A 16,252-nucleotide genomic window follows, 5' to 3' on the forward strand; every position below is an offset into this window, starting at 1 on the left:
CACACCGTCGGCGTGGGCGTCGCCCCGAAGAACAACAGCGCCAAAAACACTCAACCAGCCAACGCAGCCTTCCGAATCGACTGCAACGTGCTCCCGGGAGTAATAGCTTCAGGGTCCAACAGGCAATGCAGGATCGCCGGCTTGCCGCTCGCACGGGCACGCGCCAGCGCAGGGCCGAACTCTTCGGTCGTGGTCACGCGCTCACCGTGCCCGCCGAACACATCCGCATAGCCACGGAAGTCCGGGTTCTTCAACTGCGTCGCGCTGATACGGCCCGGGTAATGCTTTTCCTGGTGCATGCGAATCGTGCCGTACATCGCGTTGTCGAGCAGCACCACGATGATCGGCAAGCCGTACTGCACCGCCGTCGCGAACTCCTGGCCGTGCATCATGAAATCGCCATCGCCCGCGAACACCACCACTTCGCGCTGCGGCCACAGCCGCTTGGCGCCGACGCCGGCCGGCAGGCCGTAGCCCATCGAGCCGCTGGTGGGCGCCAACTGGCTGGCGAACGCGCGGAACGGCCAGAAGCGGTGCACCCACGTCGCGAAGTTGCCCGCGCCGTTGCAGAAGATCGTGTCCGCCGGCAGCACCTCGCGCAGGTGCTGCATGACCTCGCCCATCTGCAGCGGGCCGGGAATGCGAATGGGGGCCGGGTCGCTCCAGCGCAGGAAGTCTTCGCGTGCCGTCTTCGTCTCGGCTTGCCACGTGGGAGGCGACGCCGGGCGCAGCGAGGCCACCGCTTCTGCGAATGCCCGCGGCGTGGCGTGGATACCCAGCGCGGGGCGGTAGAGCTTGCCGATCTCGTCGGCATCGGCGTGCACATGAACCAGCGCCTGCTTCGGTTGTGGAATCGCCAGCAGTTCGTAGCCCTGCGATGGCACTTCCGACAGGCGCCCACCGACCAGCAGCACCAGGTCTGAATTGCGGATGCGTTCGAGCATGCGCGGGTTCGCGCCCAAGCCTAGGTCACCCGCATAGCAGGGGTGCTCGGCCGACAGCAGCATCTGGCGGCGGAACGAGCAGTACACGGGCAGCGAATACGCCTCGGCGAAAGTCGCGAACTGCTGCGTGGCTTCTTCCGACCAGCGGCTGCCGCCGAGGATGACGACCGGGCGCTGCGCTTGCGATAGCCGTTGCTGCAGCTGTGCGATCTGCGCCGCGCCGGGGTGGGTTTCGGTCACCGCATAGGGCAGCGCATCGGCCACCGTCGCGGCCTCGGTCAGCATGTCTTCCGGCAACGCGATCACCACCGGGCCGGGACGGCCGGAGGTCGCGACATGGAAGGCACGCGACACCAGCTCGGGCAGGCGCGCGGGGTCGTCGATCTGCACGACCCACTTGGCCATGGTGCCGAAGACCGCGCCGTAGTCCAGCTCCTGGAAGGCTTCGCGGCCCAGCGCGTCGCGCGCCACCTGGCCCACGAACAACAGCAGCGGCGTCGAGTCCTGGTGCGCGATGTGCACGCCGGCCGCCGCGTTGGTGGCGCCCGGTCCGCGCGTGACGAAGCAGATGCCGGGCTTGCCCGTGAGCTTGCCCTGCGCCTCGGCCATCATGGTGGCGCCGCCTTCCTGGCGGCACACGGTCACGTCGATGGCCGCGTCGTGCAGCGCGTCGAGCACGGCCAGGAAACTTTCGCCGGGCACGCAGAAGAGCTGTTGCACGCCATGGGTGATGAGCTGGTCGACCAGGATCTGGCCGCCGGTGCGGGGTGAAGTCATAAGCTTTCCAAGGGAACGATGAAGGTATGGGGTGCGGGTATTGCTCCTTCCCCTCCCGGGGGAAGGCTGGGATGGGGGCAAGCGGCGCTGGATGCACCGACAGCGATTGATACGCCGCTTGCCCCCACCCCTGCCCTCCCCCGGAAGGGGAGGGAGAAATTCAAATTCAAGTCTGAAGTCACGTGAGCGCTTCGCACGCAGCCGCAATGCGCGAACACGCCTCTTCCAGCTGCGCCATCGAAGTCGCGTACGAAATGCGGAAATACGGCGCCAGTCCGAACACGCTCCCCGGCACCACCGCCACCTCGACCTCTTGCAGCAGGTAGCGGCAGAAGTCGCTGTCGGTCTGCAGCAGTGCGCCATCGCGGGTGCGTTTGCCGAGCACGCCGGCGCAGCTCGCAAAGGTATAGAACGCGCCTTCGGGCACGCGGCAATGCAGGCCGGGTATGCGGTTCAGCGCCGCCACCACGAAGTCGCGCCGCGCCTGGAAATCGGCGCACCGTTCGGCCACGATGTCCTGCGACCCGGTCAGCGCCTCGATGGCCGCGGCCTGGCTGATCGACGACGGGCACGAGGTCGACTGGCTCTGCACCACCGCCATCGCCGCGATCAGCGCGCGCGGCCCCGCGCCGTAGCCCACGCGCCAGCCGGTCATGGCGTAGGCCTTCGACACGCCGTTCACCGTCAGCGTGCGTTCACGCAGCCGCGGCTCCACGGCCACGGGTGTCGCAAAGGCCAGCCCGTCGTAAAGAATGTGTTCGTAGATGTCGTCCGCCAGCACCCACACCTGCGGGTGCCGCAGCAGCACCTCGCACAGCGGCTGCAGTTGCGCCGCGCTGTAGGCCGCACCGCTCGGGTTCGACGGCGAGTTCAAAAACAGCCAGCGCGTGCGCGGCGTGATCGCCGCTTCGAGCTGCGCTGCAGTCAAGCGGAATCCGTTCTCCTCGCCACACGCCACCGGCACGGGCACGCCGCCGCAGATCTGCACGATGTCGGCGTACGAAGTCCAGTACGGCGCGGGCAGGATCACCTCGTCGCCGGGGTTCAGGCTCGCCATCAACGCGTTGAAGATCACCTGCTTGGCGCCCGCGCTCACGCTGATTTCGTCGAGCCCGAAATCGAGCGCGTTGTCGCGCCTGAACTTGAGCTGCACCGCCGCCTTCATGGCCGGGCTGCCGTCGAGCACCGTGTAGCGCGTGTCGCCTTGCCCGATGGCGCGCACCGCCGCTTCGCGGATGTTCAGCGGCGTGTCGAAATCGGGCTCGCCCGCGCCCAGCACGATGACCGGCCGGCCCGCGCGCTTGAGCGCATTCGCCCGGTCGGTGATGCGCAGGATCTCCGACACGCCAATGGCGCGCACGCGCTGCGCTGGCGAGAACATGACGACGGCGGCGGCGGTGTCTTGCGTCACTTCGCGTAGGTCTCCAGCGGCTTGTCGTTGGGTTCGAGCATCAGCTGCTTGAGCGCCGGGCTCATCGGCAGGTTCAGGCTGGTGTTCTTCGGCGGAATGGCCGCGACGAACCACTTGGTGTAGATCTTCTCGAGCTCGCCGCTCTTCATGAGCTTGCGCAGCGAATCGTCCACCGCGCTCTTGAAGGCCGGGTCGTCCTTGCGGAACAGCAGCGCGATGGGCTCGGAGCCCAACGCCTCGCCCACGATGCGGTACGAGGCCGGGCTCTTCGAATTCGCGATGATGCCGGCGAGCAGGTTGTCGTCGAGCACGAAGGCATCGGCGCGGCCCGACTCCATCAGCAGGAAGCTCTCGAGGTGGTCCTTGCCGAGCATCGTGTTGTACGAGACGTTCTGCGCGCGCTCGCGCTTGCGCAGCAGTTGCACGGCGGTGGTGCCGGTCGATGCCGACACGTTGCGGCCCGCCAGCTGGTCGAGCGATGTGATGCCCGAATCGACCTTGGTCGCCATGCGCACTTCGCTCACGTAGGTGGTGAGTGCAAAGGCCACCTGCTGCTGGCGCGCGGTGTTGTTGGTGGTGGGGCCGCAGCCGATGTCGAGCGTGCCGTTCTGCACCAGCGGGATGGTGTTCTGCGCGGTCACGGCCATGTATTCGAGCTTGGCCGAGGGCACGATGTCCTTCAGCACGCGCTCGCACAGCTCGACGTGGTAGCCCACGTACTTCTCGCCCGCGCCCAGCATGTAGGCCATGGGCGGCGAGGCTTCGCGCACGCCGAGCACGACCTTGCCGCTGCTCTTGATCTTGTCGAGCGTGCCGGCGGTCGGCGTTTGCTGCGCGTTGGCAGTGCCGAATGCGAGCGCGAGCAGCGTGGCCGCGGTGAGGGTCTTCAATTGCATCTTCATTTCTCTGTCTCCTGGTAGTTTTTTTGGGGAACGCGCGACCGCCTTCCGCCGCAGCAATTCGCCGCGGGGCAAGAACAGGCAGGGCGGGGTCGATCAGTCGCGGATATCGAAGGTCACGCCTTGAGCAAGGGGCAATGCCGTCGAATAGTTGATGGTGTTGGTCGCGCGGCGCATGTACGCCTTCCAGCTGTCGGAGCCGGCTTCGCGGCCGCCGCCGGTTTCTTTCTCGCCACCGAAGGCACCACCGATCTCGGCGCCGCTCGGGCCGATGTTGACGTTGGCGATGCCGCAGTCGGAACCGGCGCTCGACATGAAGCGCTCGGCCTCGCGCACGTTGAGCGTGAAGATCGACGACGACAGGCCCGCGCCCACCGCGTTGTGCCATTCGATGGCGTCGTCGAGCGAGCTGTAGCGCACCACGTACAGGATGGGCGCGAAGGTTTCGCGCAGCACCGGGCCGGCGTGCGCCTTCAGCTCGACCAGCGCCGGGCGCACGTAGTACGCGTCCTGCGTGCCGATGCCATCGACGCGCTGGCCGCCATGCACCGTCGCGCCAATCTCGCGGCTTTCATTCAGCGCCTTCTGCATGCCGTCGAAGGCGGCGCGATCGATCAGCGGGCCAACCAGCGTGCCGGCCTCGCGCGGATCGCCCACCTGCACGTTGCCGTAGACCTTCGCGAGCTTGGGCACCAGCGCGTCGTACACGCTGTCGTGCACGAACAGGCGGCGCAGCGTGGTGCAGCGCTGGCCGGCCGTGCCCATGGCGGAGAAGGCGATGCCGCGCAGCGTGAGGTCGAGGTCGGCCGAGGGCGTGACGATGGCGGCGTTGTTGCCACCCAGTTCAAGAATCGCGCGGGCAAAGCGTGCGGCCAGCTTGGGTGCGACCTGACGTCCCATCGCCGTCGAACCGGTGGCCGAGAGAATCGACACGCGGTGGTCATCGACCAGCACCTCGCCGATGTCGCGCTGGCCCAGCAGCAGGCCAAGCAGGCCTTCGGGCGCATCGCCGCCGAAGCGCTCGATGGCGCGCTGCGCGATGGCGTGCACGGCCAGCGCGGTCAGCGGCGTTTTCTCGGATGGCTTCCACACCACCGAGTCGCCGCACACCAGCGCCAGCGCCGCATTCCACGACCACACGGCCACGGGAAAGTTGAAGGCCGAGATCACGCCGCACACGCCCAGCGGATGCCAGGTTTCCATCATGCGGTGCTCGGCGCGCTCGGTGGCCAACGTCAGGCCGTAGAGCTGGCGCGAGAGGCCGACCGCGAAGTCGCAGATGTCGATCATTTCCTGCACTTCGCCCGCGCCTTCGGACGGGATCTTGCCGGCCTCCAGCGTGACCAGGCGGCCCAGGTCGCGCTTGGCGGCGCGCAGCTCTTCGCCCAGCAGGCGCACCAGCTCGCCGCGGCGCGGCGCCGGCACATTGCGCCAGGCCTTGAAGGCCTCGTGCGCGCGGCCGATGGCGCCGGTGGCCTCGACCGGCGTGGTCTGCCGCACCTGCGCGATCACCTCGCCGGTGACCGGGGAGCGCACCGCCAGATCGCCGCCGGTGTGCGCCTCGCGGGGCACGCCCAGGCGCTGCAGCAGCTGTTCGACTTCGGTGGCGACGGAGGGGGAGGTGTTGGCTTCGGACATGGGGCGCGCTCCGGGGAGGAGGAGAAAGAAGGACCCGGCCAATATCTGCGAATCCCGCGCACTTGCCTAGTGAAAATATGGAAGGACCTGATGCGTTTCAGGAATGAACTCGCAGGGTTTTCGTGCGGTCAATGCACCAACCGGGTCGCCGCCAGCACCCACAGCACCGTCAGCACGCCATTGCTCACGGCGAACAGCACCAGCCGGTGGATCACGTGGTTGTAGGTCAGGTGCACCACGCTGTGCACCACGCGCAAGCCCACGTATGTCCATGCCAGCCAGATCGCTCCGGGCGACGACAGCACCGTCACGTAGATCAGTAGACACACCACATAGAACAGGACCGGCACCTCCAGCAGGTTCATGAAGTTGCGGTTCGGAATGCGCACGGCATCGGGCACAGCCGCCGATTCGCCCAGTCGGAAATCCGAGCCCCGGACCTCGTGGCGCCGCACCGCGCGGATGCGGACGAAGGGGATCAGCAGCAGGACGAGGCCGGTCCATGCCGCCAGCGCGAACACGGGGTAGAGGATCGAAGGGTTGTTCATGGGTGGGCTCCTCGCGCGCATTGTCATGTCAAGCGGAAGAGCCGGACTGGCCTGCCCGGCGCCTGAAGGCCGAGTCGAAATTGAAAGGGCGGGGGCGTGGATTCGCCGCTGCCAAATCAGGCACTATCGGGAATGCACTCGGAATTCGAACAGGAAATCGTGATCCTTACGGACGCCGAGGTGGTACGCCGCCGCACCGGCATGTACTTCGATGCCAATGATCCCGACGTCGTTGCGACGCTCGCCATGCAGGCCCTCTGCCACGCAATCGATGACGCGATCGACGGTCGGTGCACACAGATCTTCCTGAAGATCGACGGTGCGGAAATCGACGTGCGCTACGACAGCGGCATGCCTCTCGAACCTGATGAGCAGCATCCCCACTGGACGGTGGCGCGGATATTCCTCACGATCCATGCCGCTTGCCATTCGCGCAAGCGTCACCTGGAAGTCGGTTCGGAGTTCTGCCGAATCGGGCTCGCGGTATTGAACGCCGTCTGCAGCGAACTCACGGCGGAGATCAGGGACGGAGGAAAGCAATTGCGGCTTCGCTTCGAGCAAGGCGAGTTGCGGGAAGAGGCCCCGGTTTCGGTCACCCGGGAAGCCGACGAAACGCGGCTGCATTTCGTTCTCGATCCGTCGATGCTTCCGGACAACCGACCCGGCGAGGGCGCATTGCGCCGTGCCCTGGACGATCTGCGCTCCAGATTGCCGAACCTGAAGCTCGAGATGGAATACGTGTCCGCGAGCGATTGAAGCGGACCGCTCGGCGTTCCCCGCTCAACCCGGTCCGGGCGCCTCGGGCAGCGTGATGCGCTGCCCCGCCGGCGAACTCGCCAGGCTCTGTGCCGGCCTCCTCAGCGTCGCATCGAAGGGGTTGATCTTCGGCCCGATGGCCGCCGCCTCCCTCTTCAACAGTTCAACCACCGTGGGCATGCGGTCGGGGTTGAGCCGGTCGGCGATGGTGCCCACGCTCAGTGCGGCCACCGCGCGCCCTTCACGGTCGAGGATCGGCACCGCCACGCCGGCCATGCCTTCGAGCAGCCCGGTGTTGCGCCCCGCGTAGCCCTGCTGCCGCACGCGCTCGATCTCGGTGCGCAGGTACACCTCGTCGTACACACCGTACTCGCGCACCCTCGACAGGTTGAAGCGGATCACCTCCTCGCGCTCGGCTTCGGGCAAAAAGGCCAAGATCGCCAGCGCGCCCTGCCCCACGCCCAGCGCGATGCGCCCGCCGATGTCGCCGGTGAACGAGCGGATCGGAAACGGCCCTTCGCTGCGGTCCAGGCACACCGCGTCAAAACCGCTGCGCGCCAATAGAAAGATGCTGTCGCCCAAGCTCGCGCACAGCCGCAGCAGCACCGGCCGGCAGATCGAGCGCAGGTCGCCGGGGTTGCCCGCGCTGGCCGCGAGCGCAAAGAAGTCGATGCTGAGCCGGTAGAGCTTGCTGCGTTCGTCCTGCTCGACCATGCCTTCGGCCATGAGCGATTGCAGCAAACGGTGCGTGGTGGCCTGCGTGAGGCCCACGGACCGTGCGATCTGGGTCACGCGCCCGCCCTCGGCCTGCACCGCGCCGAGCGCGCGGATCACCGAGAAGACGCGGGGCACGCCGCCGCTGGCTGCCGTTGGGGTTTCCATACCTTCCTCCTGTGGAATTTCTTGCATTGCGTTTGGCCATCATATTTCATTGAATGGAATAAATTAGATAAAGATTCTGATTAATGGAATACCCGAGGCAATCTGGCGTGATCGTTGCAATAGAGTGAATTGAAAGCAGCAAGTCGTCCATGGCATGCACCAAGGTGTCGCAAGCCATCCATTCGCAGCGCAGAAAGGCTCTTCCATGTCATTCCTCCGGCTCACCGACGTGACCAAGTTCTATGGGGCCACCCGCGCGGTGTCGGCCATGAACCTCACGGTGGAAAAGGGCGAGTTCGTCTCGTTGCTCGGCCCTTCGGGCTGCGGCAAGACCACGACGCTGCAGATGATCGCGGGCTTCGAGGCCGTGAGCAGCGGGCGCATCGAGCTCGCGGGCAAGGACATCACGCACGCCAAGGCCAACACGCGCGGGCTGGGCATCGTGTTCCAGACCTATGCGCTGTTCCCGCACATGGCGGTGGCCGACAACGTGAGCTTCGGCCTGGAGATGCGCAAGATGCCCAGGGCCGAGCGCACCGACCGCGTGAAGCAGGCGCTGGCGCTGGTGCACCTGGAGGCGCACGCCACGCGCTACCCGCGCGAGCTCTCGGGCGGCCAGCGGCAGCGCGTGGCGCTGGCGCGCGCACTGGTCATCGAGCCGCCGGTGCTGCTGCTCGACGAGCCGCTGTCCAACCTCGACGCCAAGCTGCGCGAGGAAATGCAGTTCGAGTTGCGCCAGATCCAGCGCAAGGTCGGCACCACCACGGTGATGGTCACGCACGACCAGAGCGAAGCCATGTCCATCAGCGACCGCGTGGTCGTGATGGAAGGTGGCTGCGCCACGCAGATCGACCATCCGCAGCGGGTGTACGAGCATCCGAGCACGCGCTTCATCTCGACCTTCGTGGGCAAGGCCAACCTGCTTGCCTGTCGCGTGTCGAATAGCGGCGCCACGCGCACCTGCGTCGAGGTCGGCGCGCTCTCGCTCGACGTGGACGACACGGGTTTTTGCGTCGACGCCTCGGCGCTGCTGAGCGTGCGACCCGAGAAGCTGCAGCTCGTGCCGCCGGGCCGGGGCCGCCTCGACGGCGAGGTGCAGGAGCGCTTCTTTCTCGGCAGCCAGTGGCTCTACCGCATCGCCACGCCGGTCGGCGACCTCACGGTGCTGAGCCCCAACGACGGCCGCAACGCGCTCGACGAAGGCGCCCGCACCGGCATCGACTGGCCCGCCCACTGCATGCGGCTGCTGCCCGCAGACGAGGCCATCGCGGCATGAGCACCAGCACGCAAAGCAACAAGGCCACGCCCTGGTGGCTGTCGGGACCGGCGCTGCTGCTGTTCACGGCGCTGCTGCTGGTGCCGCTCGCGCTCACGGCGGTGCTGTCGTTCAACGTGTACGACCCGGCCACCGGGCCGAAGGCCGGCGAGTTCACGCTCGCGCACTACGCGCTGGTGTTCTCGGACTCTTACTACCTCGGCATTTTCTGGCGCACCTTCTGGGTCTCGGCCCTGGTCACGCTGATCTGCGTGGTCGTCGGCGCGCCCGAGGCCTATGTGCTCAGCCGCATGCGCAACCCGTGGCGCTCGGTGCTGCTGCTGGTGGTGCTGGCACCGCTGCTGGTGTCGGTGGTGGTGCGCGCCTTCGGCTGGAGCATGCTGCTCGGGCCCGAGGGTGCGGTGAACGGGCTGCTGGGCCTGCTCGGCATCGGGCCGGTGAAGATCCTCTACACCAACACTGCCGTGGTCATCGCGCTGGTGCACGTGATGCTGCCCTTCATGGTGATCCCGGTGTGGACATCGCTGCAGAAGCTCGATGCGGGTGTCGAGAACGCAGCGCTCTCACTCAATGCCACGCCCCTCACCACGCTGCGGCGCATCGTGCTGCCGCAGGTGATGCCGGGCATTCTGTCGGGCAGCCTGATCGTGTTCGGCCTGGCGGCGAGTTCGTTCGCCATTCCGGGCCTGCTGGGTGGGCGCCGGCTGAAGATGGTCGCAACCATCGTCTACGACGAATACCTGAGCGAACTGAACTGGCCGCTCGGCGCCGCTGTTGCCCTCATCTTGCTGGTGGCCAACCTCGTGGTGATGCTCAGCTACAACCGCCTCGTAGAAGGCCGCTACAAGAAAGCGCTGGGCTGACATGACCCCCACGCTCAATCACTACGTGTATTCGCTGCCCCCCAAGGTGGCGCAGGCCTCCCTTGGGGCGGCCCGGCAGGAGGCCCCATGAACAAGAACGGCCCCATCGCGCTCACCTTCAATGCGCTCGTCATCGTCTTCATGCTGGCACCACTGGTGGTGGTGTGCATCGTCGCGTTCACGCCAGAGAACACGCTGACCCTTCCGACCACGCACTTCTCGCTGCGCTGGTTCAAGGCGGTGTTCGCGCACTCCGACTTCATGCAGTCGTTCTGGAACAGCCTGTGGCTCGCGCTCAGCTCGGCCACCATCGCGACGCTGCTCGCGGTGCCGGCCGGCATGGCGATCACGCGCCATGAATTTCCGGGGCGCGACTTTCTCAACGGCCTGTTCCTGTCGCCACTGATCGTGCCGCACCTGGTGCTGGGCGTGGCGCTGCTGCGCCTGTTCGCGCTGGTCGGCGGTACCGGCAGCTTCGGCTGGCTGGTGATGGCGCATGCGCTCATCGTCACGCCCTACACGCTGCGGCTGGTGGTGGCCGCGCTGGTGGGCTTCGACCGCAGCGCCGAGCAGGCCGCGCTGTCGCTGGGCGCGAGCCAGGCCACGGTGTTCCGGCGCATCACGCTGCCGATGATCCTCCCGGGCGTGACGGGCGGCTGGATGCTGGCCTTCATCAACAGCTTCGACGAAGTGACGATGTCGATCTTCGTTACCGCGCCGAGCACGGTGACGCTGCCGGTGCGCATGTACATGTACGCCACCGAGTCGATCGATCCACTGATGGCGGCGGTGTCGGCGCTGATGGTGGCGGTGACCGCCGTCGCGATGATCGTTCTCGACCGCGTCTACGGGCTGGACCGCGTGCTGGTGGGACGCAGATGAGCACGAACACATCGACAACGGGCGCACGCGCGCTGTTGCACCGGGTGGCCGAACAGAGCGGCCGTGAGGCAGTGAGCTTCACGCTCGACGGTGCACCCGCGCGCGCGCTGGCCGGCGACACGGTGCTGACCGCCGTGCTCACGCAATCCGATCAACTGCGCCGCAACGAATTCAGCGGACTGCCGCGCGCCGGCTTCTGCATGATGGGCGCCTGCCAGGACTGCTGGATCTCGACCGACGAGGGCGAGCGGCTGCGCGCCTGCTCGACCTTCATCGCACCGGGCATGGCACTGGTCACGGGGAAGAACGGCGCATGACGACGAAGGCAAGCCAACCGCGGCCCGTGATCGTCGGCGCCGGACCGGCCGGTGTGCGGGCCGCGCAAACACTGGTGGCGCACGGCCTGCGGCCCGTAGTGATCGACGAAGCCCCGCGCGCTGGCGGACAGATCTACCGGCGCCCCCCCACGAACCTGACGCAGCGCAGCGCGCAAACGCTCTACGGCTTCGAGTCGAAGCGTGCCGACGCGCTGCACGAAGCCTTCGATGCGCTGCAGGACCGCATCGACCACCGCCCCGACAGGCTTGTGTGGAACGCGCAAGGGCAGCAGCTCGACGTGCTGCACAACCCGACGCGCAGCACCCGCCGCGTGCCTTACAGCCACCTCATCGTGGCGACGGGTGCCACCGACCGCGTGCTGCCTGTGCCGGGCTGGACGCTGCCCGGCGTCTACACGCTCGGTGGCGCGCAGGTAGCGCTCAAGTTCCAGGGCTGTGCCATCGGGCAGCGCGTGGTGTTCATGGGCACGGGGCCGTTGCTGTATCTGGTGGCGTACCAGTACGCGAAAGCCGGCGTGGCGGTGGCGGCGGTGCTCGACACCGCACGCCTTGCCGACCAGCTCGCCGCAACGCCCGCGATGCTGACGCAGCCCGCCGTGTTCGCCAAGGGCGTGTACTACGTGGGCTGGCTGCGCGCGCACGGCGTCACCTTGCACAGCGGCGTGCGTCCACTGCGCGTGATCGGCGACGAACAGCAAAGACGCGTCACGGGCGTGGCATGGCACGACGGCCGCAAAGAACGCACGCTGGCCTGCGACGCCATCGGCCTCGGCTACGCACTGCGCTCCGAGACACAGCTGGCCGACCTGCTCGGCTGCCGCTTCGACTACGCGCCGATGCACCGCGCCCATCTGCCGGTACGCGATACGGCGGGACGCGCGAGCGTCGAAGGCGTGTACCTCGCGGGCGATGGCGCCGGCATCATGGGCGCGGACGCGGCCGAATGGGCAGGCGAGCGCGCCGCGCTGGCGCTGCTTTCCGACAACGGCATGACCATCGACGCCGCGCGCGCCACGTCGCTCGAACACAAGCTCGACAGACTGGCCACGTTCCGCCGCGGCCTGGAGCGTGCCTTTCCGCTGCCGCAGGACTGGGCCGCGCACGCACCCGACGATCTGGTCGTGTGCCGCTGCGAGAACGTCACGGCCGGCACGCTGCGCCAGACCGTCACCGTCAATGGCGCGGACGAGATGAACCGGCTCAAAGCACTGTCGCGCGTGGGCATGGGACGCTGCCAGGGCCGCATGTGCGGCGTCGCGGCAGCGGAGATCCTTGCGCATGCCACCGGCCAACCGGTGCAGCAAGTGGGCCGCTTGCGCGGACAGGCACCGATCAAGCCGATTCCGATCCGGCTCGTGCCCTGCACGGAGGTCGACGCATGACGACGATCCGCACCTTGCGCACCGACGTCGCCATCATTGGCGGCGGCATCGTCGGCGCGTCCGCCGCGCTGGCGCTGCGACAGATGGGCCTCGGTGTGGCGCTGCTGGAGCGCGATCTTTGCGGTTCGCGCTCCAGCGGCGTGAACTACGGCGGCGTGCGGCGGCAAGGCCGCCCGATGAGCCAGTTGCCGCTGGCGCAGCGCGCGCATCGCATCTGGGGCCGGCTGCCCGAGCTGCTCGGCACCGATGGCGAATACATCCGCTCAGGCCATTTCAAGATCGCGCGCAGCGAATCGGACATGGCTTCGCTGGAGCGCTACCGCGCCATGAGCAGCGACTTCGACCTGGGCCTGGAGCTGATCTCCGCCGCGCGCCTGCGCACGCAGTGCCCCTGGCTCGGCACGCGCGCCGTGGGCGGCTCGCTGTGCGTGGAAGACGGGCAGGCCAACCCGCGCCTCGTGTCGCCGGCCTTCGCGCTTGCGGCGCAGCGGGCGGGCGCGCAGGTCTTCGAGCGCCACAAGGTCGACGAGGTCGCGCACGACGGCGCGCTCTTCATGGTGCGTTCCGGCAATGCGCTCGAAGTGCATGCGCCCGTGCTGCTCAACTGCGCGGGCGCCTGGGCCGGTGCCATCGCCAAACAGTTCGGCGAAACGCTGCCGCTGCGCTCGGGCCATCCGGTGATGGCGGTGACAGAGCCGGTGCCGCATTTCATGGACTGGAGCCTCGGCGTGGAAGGCGGCGGCATCTACTGCCGGCAGGTGGCGCGCGGCAACCTCGTGCTGGGCGGGGGCGCGGGCATTGCGCTCGATGCCGACCGCGCGCGCGTCGACCGCGACGCCATCGCCACGCTCGCGGTGCAGGCCATCGAGCTGCTGCCCACGCTGCGCCACGCGCATTTCATCCGCACCTGGAGCGGCACCGAGGGTTACTTGCCCGACCGCGAACCGGTGCTCGGCCCCAGCCGCACCACGCCGGGACTGTTCCATGGCTTCGGCTTCGCGGGCGCGGGCTTCCAGATCGGCCCGGCCGCCGGCGAAGTGCTTGCCGAGCTGGCGCGCGACGGGCGCAGCAGCACGCCCATCGATGCCTTTGCCATCGAGCGCTTCGACCCCGTTCCCGAACCTGAACCCCAACCTGCATCCACGACCGCTTCCGACGCCCTTCCCCATTGAAAGGAAAACCATGCATCGCCTCACCCGCTCCTTCTTCGCACGCCGCCCCCTGATCGCAGCCGCCGCCACGCTCGCATGCAGCGGGGCCACGCTCGCGCAGACGATCCCGACGCTCTACATCGGCATGAACGGCGGCACCATGGAGAAGGCGTACACGCAGTACGTGTTCCCGGCCTTCGAGAAAGCTTACGGCGCCAAGGTGGTGGTGGTGCCCGGCACCTCGTCCGACATCCTCGCGAAGGCGCAGGCCAACAAGGACAAGCCGCAGATGCACGTGATGTTCCTTGACGACGGCATCATGGTGCGCGCCATCGGCATGGGCCTGTGCCAGAAGCAGAAACCCAGCCAGTCGCTCGGCGAGATCTATCCTGCCGCGCGCTTCAAGGACGACATGGCCAGCGGCGTGAGCCTGGGCATGACGGGCCTGGCCTACAACGCGAAGATGTTCAAGGAAAAGGGCTGGGCCGCGCCCACCTCGTGGATGGACCTGGCCGACCCCAAGTTCAAGGGCAAGGTGGTGTTCCAGTCGATGTCGTCTTCGTCCTTCGGACTGCACGGCTTCCTGATGTTCAACCGCATCCAGGGCGGCAACGACAAGAACGTGGAGCCGGGCTTCAAGGCCTGGCCCACCACCGTCGGCCCGAATGTGCTGGAGTACATCCCGAGCTCGGCCAAGCTGTCGGAGATGATCCAGACCGGTGAAGCGGCGATCTTTCCACTGACGCCGACGATCGTGGGCGCGCTCAAGGAAAAAGGCATCCCGGTCGAATACGCGCCACCCAAGGAAGGCGCGGTGGTGCTGGTCACGGCCCAGTGCGTGATTGCCAACAACAGCGAGCCCGAGCTGTCGCAAAAGCTCGCCGAGTTCCTGCTCAGCCCGGTCGCTCAGGCCAACGTGCTGCAGTACGGCGCGCAGATCCCGACCAACCCCAAGGCCCCGGTGGCGGGTGAAAGCGCGACGCAGGTGGCGAACATCAACAAGTGGATGAAGACCGCCATCACCATCGACTGGGAAAGCATCAACGCGAACCGCCCGGCCTGGAATTCGCGCTGGAACAAGACCATCGAGAAGTGATCCGATTCAGCCCTGCGTGCCCTGCGTGCCCTGCGCGCCGGTCTTGCGCAGCAGCATCGGCAGGCACACCAGGTAAAGCACGGCACCCGACAGCCACACGATGCCCGGGAAGCGCACGCGAAACGCGAAGTAGAGCGAGCTGATCACCAGCGGCCCGACCACCGAGGCCAGGCTGGAGATGCTCGCGAGCACGCCCTGCAGCCGCCCCTGGTCGGCCTCGCCCACGCGCCGCGAAAGCATCGCCTGCAGCGCGGGCTGGCCGACACCGCCCATGCACAGCAGCGGCAACAGCGCGAGCGCCATCCAGCCCTGCGTGGCGAAGGCGATCAGCGCGTAGGCCGTGCAGTCGGAGAGAGTGCCGATGGCAATCGCCGCGCGCTCGCCCCAGCGCTCGACCACCGGGCCCGCCACGAAGCCCTGCACCACCGCGTGGATCAGGCCGAAGCCCGCGAGCGAGAGGCCGACCGTGGCGCCGTTCCAGGCGTAGCGGTCTTCGCCGTACAACACCCATGTCGTGCCGGCGACCTCGCCCACCATCACGAGCACCAGGAACACACCGAGGATCGGCAGCAGCGCGGGAAAGCCCGCGGCCCAGCGCAGCGGCGCGAGCGGATGCAGCACGCCGCGGTCGAAGGGCTTTTGCGCAAGCGCCGGCGGGCGCGATTCGCGCAGCACCAGCAGGCCCACGAGGAAGGTCACGCCATTGAGCACCGCGGCCGCCACGAACGGCAACCGCACGCCATGGTCGCCGAGCACGCCACCGATGGCCGGCCCGGCGATAAAGCCCAGGCCGAAGCAGGCGCCCACGCGGCCGAACCAGCGAGCGCGCTGGTCGTCGGGCGTGAGATCGGCAATGGCCGCTGAAGCCACCGCCATGTTCGCGCCCGTCATGCCGGCGATCGCGCGGCCCACGAACAGCATCCACAGCGAGGGTGCGAAGGCCATGAAGAGCGCGTCGATGGCCGCGCCAGCCACCGACACCAGCAGCACCGGCCGGCGGCCGAAGCGGTCGCTCAGCGCACCGAGCACGGGCGCGCAAAGGAACTGCATGAGCGCGTAGAGCGACAGGAAGGCACCGAAGCGCCAGCCCAGCTCACCCGTGTGGCCGACCTCGCGCAGCAGGCCCGGCACGATCGGCATGACCAGGCTGATGCCTATGGCGTCGAGCGTGACGATCGCGAGGATCACCGCATGCGCGTGGCGTCCGCCCGCTACGGCGGAGGTGGAAGAAATGTTGGAATTTATCATTGATAAGTAATTATCAGCGATAAATTCCAGGCTGTGAAGTACCCCTCATTCGCCCGGACACGGGCACGGACATCGGCATGAAACTGGACAACGAAGTGATCCTCGAAGCGGCGCTCGCGCTGCTCGACGAGGTCGGGATGGACAAGCTCAGCACCCGGCTG

The 16,252-nt window shown here is 67.5% G+C and carries 15 protein-coding genes; 8 read left to right on the forward strand and 7 right to left on the reverse strand.

The window, feature by feature from the left end; genetic code table 11:
• Positions 1-50: 50 nt before the first annotated feature.
• The 5 genes from DBV14_RS01585 to DBV14_RS01605 all read right to left on the reverse strand — a co-directional run bounded on the left by DBV14_RS01585 (position 51) and on the right by DBV14_RS01605 (position 6,217).
• The gene (locus tag DBV14_RS01585) at positions 51-1,721 is read right to left on the reverse strand and encodes a thiamine pyrophosphate-binding protein (protein ID WP_124457445.1); all 1,671 of its coding nucleotides are present in this window, start codon (positions 1,719-1,721) and stop codon (positions 51-53) included.
• A 178-nt stretch (positions 1,722-1,899) separates the two neighbouring features.
• The gene (locus DBV14_RS01590; RefSeq protein WP_124457503.1) at positions 1,900-3,102 is read right to left on the reverse strand and encodes a pyridoxal phosphate-dependent aminotransferase; all 1,203 of its coding nucleotides are present in this window, start codon (positions 3,100-3,102) and stop codon (positions 1,900-1,902) included.
• A gap of 26 nt (positions 3,103-3,128) precedes the next feature.
• On the reverse strand, positions 3,129-4,034 hold the full coding sequence (locus DBV14_RS01595; RefSeq protein WP_124457446.1) for an amino acid ABC transporter substrate-binding protein: 906 nt from the start codon (positions 4,032-4,034) through the stop codon (positions 3,129-3,131).
• Positions 4,035-4,127: 93 nt separating this feature from the next.
• Complete coding sequence (locus DBV14_RS01600; RefSeq protein ID WP_124457447.1) at positions 4,128-5,669, reverse strand: aldehyde dehydrogenase family protein; 1,542 nt, start codon at positions 5,667-5,669, stop codon at positions 4,128-4,130.
• Positions 5,670-5,797: 128 nt separating this feature from the next.
• Positions 5,798-6,217 carry an MAPEG family protein gene (locus DBV14_RS01605; protein ID WP_124457448.1) on the reverse strand — a complete coding sequence of 140 codons (420 nt, stop codon included), beginning with the start codon at positions 6,215-6,217 and terminating at the stop codon, positions 5,798-5,800.
• Between the two features lie 132 nt (positions 6,218-6,349).
• Here DBV14_RS01605 and DBV14_RS01610 point away from each other — a divergent pair, with 132 nt between their 5' ends.
• A complete protein-coding gene (locus DBV14_RS01610; protein WP_124457449.1) occupies positions 6,350-6,973 on the forward strand; it encodes a hypothetical protein in 624 nt (207 codons plus the stop codon).
• A 24-nt stretch (positions 6,974-6,997) separates the two neighbouring features.
• Here DBV14_RS01610 and DBV14_RS01615 read toward each other — a convergent pair whose 3' ends face one another.
• Complete coding sequence (locus DBV14_RS01615) at positions 6,998-7,855, reverse strand: IclR family transcriptional regulator (protein WP_124457450.1); 858 nt, start codon at positions 7,853-7,855, stop codon at positions 6,998-7,000.
• Between the two features lie 205 nt (positions 7,856-8,060).
• Here DBV14_RS01615 and DBV14_RS01620 point away from each other — a divergent pair, with 205 nt between their 5' ends.
• From DBV14_RS01620 to DBV14_RS01650, 7 genes are all read left to right on the forward strand, one after another.
• Positions 8,061-9,131, forward strand: coding sequence for an ABC transporter ATP-binding protein (locus DBV14_RS01620; RefSeq protein ID WP_124457451.1), 1,071 nt, complete (start codon positions 8,061-8,063; stop codon positions 9,129-9,131).
• Entirely contained in the window at positions 9,128-9,994 is an 867-nt protein-coding gene (locus DBV14_RS01625; protein WP_124457452.1) for an ABC transporter permease, read from the forward strand. Before DBV14_RS01620 ends, DBV14_RS01625 begins: the two co-directional genes overlap by 4 nt.
• 87 nt (positions 9,995-10,081) lie before the next feature.
• Positions 10,082-10,876: an ABC transporter permease gene (locus tag DBV14_RS01630; RefSeq protein ID WP_124457453.1), complete on the forward strand. Its 795-nt coding sequence runs from the start codon at positions 10,082-10,084 to the stop codon at positions 10,874-10,876.
• The gene (locus DBV14_RS01635; protein WP_124457454.1) at positions 10,873-11,193 is read left to right on the forward strand and encodes a (2Fe-2S)-binding protein; all 321 of its coding nucleotides are present in this window, start codon (positions 10,873-10,875) and stop codon (positions 11,191-11,193) included. The genes DBV14_RS01630 and DBV14_RS01635 overlap by 4 nt, the downstream gene beginning before the upstream one ends.
• Positions 11,190-12,596, forward strand: coding sequence for an NAD(P)/FAD-dependent oxidoreductase (locus DBV14_RS01640; protein WP_124457455.1), 1,407 nt, complete (start codon positions 11,190-11,192; stop codon positions 12,594-12,596). Before DBV14_RS01635 ends, DBV14_RS01640 begins: the two co-directional genes overlap by 4 nt.
• Positions 12,593-13,768, forward strand: coding sequence for an FAD-binding oxidoreductase (locus DBV14_RS01645; protein WP_124457456.1), 1,176 nt, complete (start codon positions 12,593-12,595; stop codon positions 13,766-13,768). The genes DBV14_RS01640 and DBV14_RS01645 overlap by 4 nt, the downstream gene beginning before the upstream one ends.
• A gap of 10 nt (positions 13,769-13,778) precedes the next feature.
• Complete coding sequence (locus DBV14_RS01650) at positions 13,779-14,843, forward strand: ABC transporter substrate-binding protein (RefSeq protein WP_124457457.1); 1,065 nt, start codon at positions 13,779-13,781, stop codon at positions 14,841-14,843.
• A gap of 6 nt (positions 14,844-14,849) precedes the next feature.
• Here the strand turns inward: DBV14_RS01650 and tet are convergent, their stop codons facing one another.
• Complete coding sequence (gene tet, locus DBV14_RS01655) at positions 14,850-16,091, reverse strand: Tet(A)/Tet(B)/Tet(C) family tetracycline efflux MFS transporter (protein ID WP_124457458.1); 1,242 nt, start codon at positions 16,089-16,091, stop codon at positions 14,850-14,852.
• Positions 16,092-16,252 lie beyond the last annotated feature (161 nt).

Origin of the sequence: Variovorax sp. KBW07 (assembly GCF_003852515.1) — a bacterium.
GTDB lineage: Bacteria > Pseudomonadota > Gammaproteobacteria > Burkholderiales > Burkholderiaceae_C > Variovorax.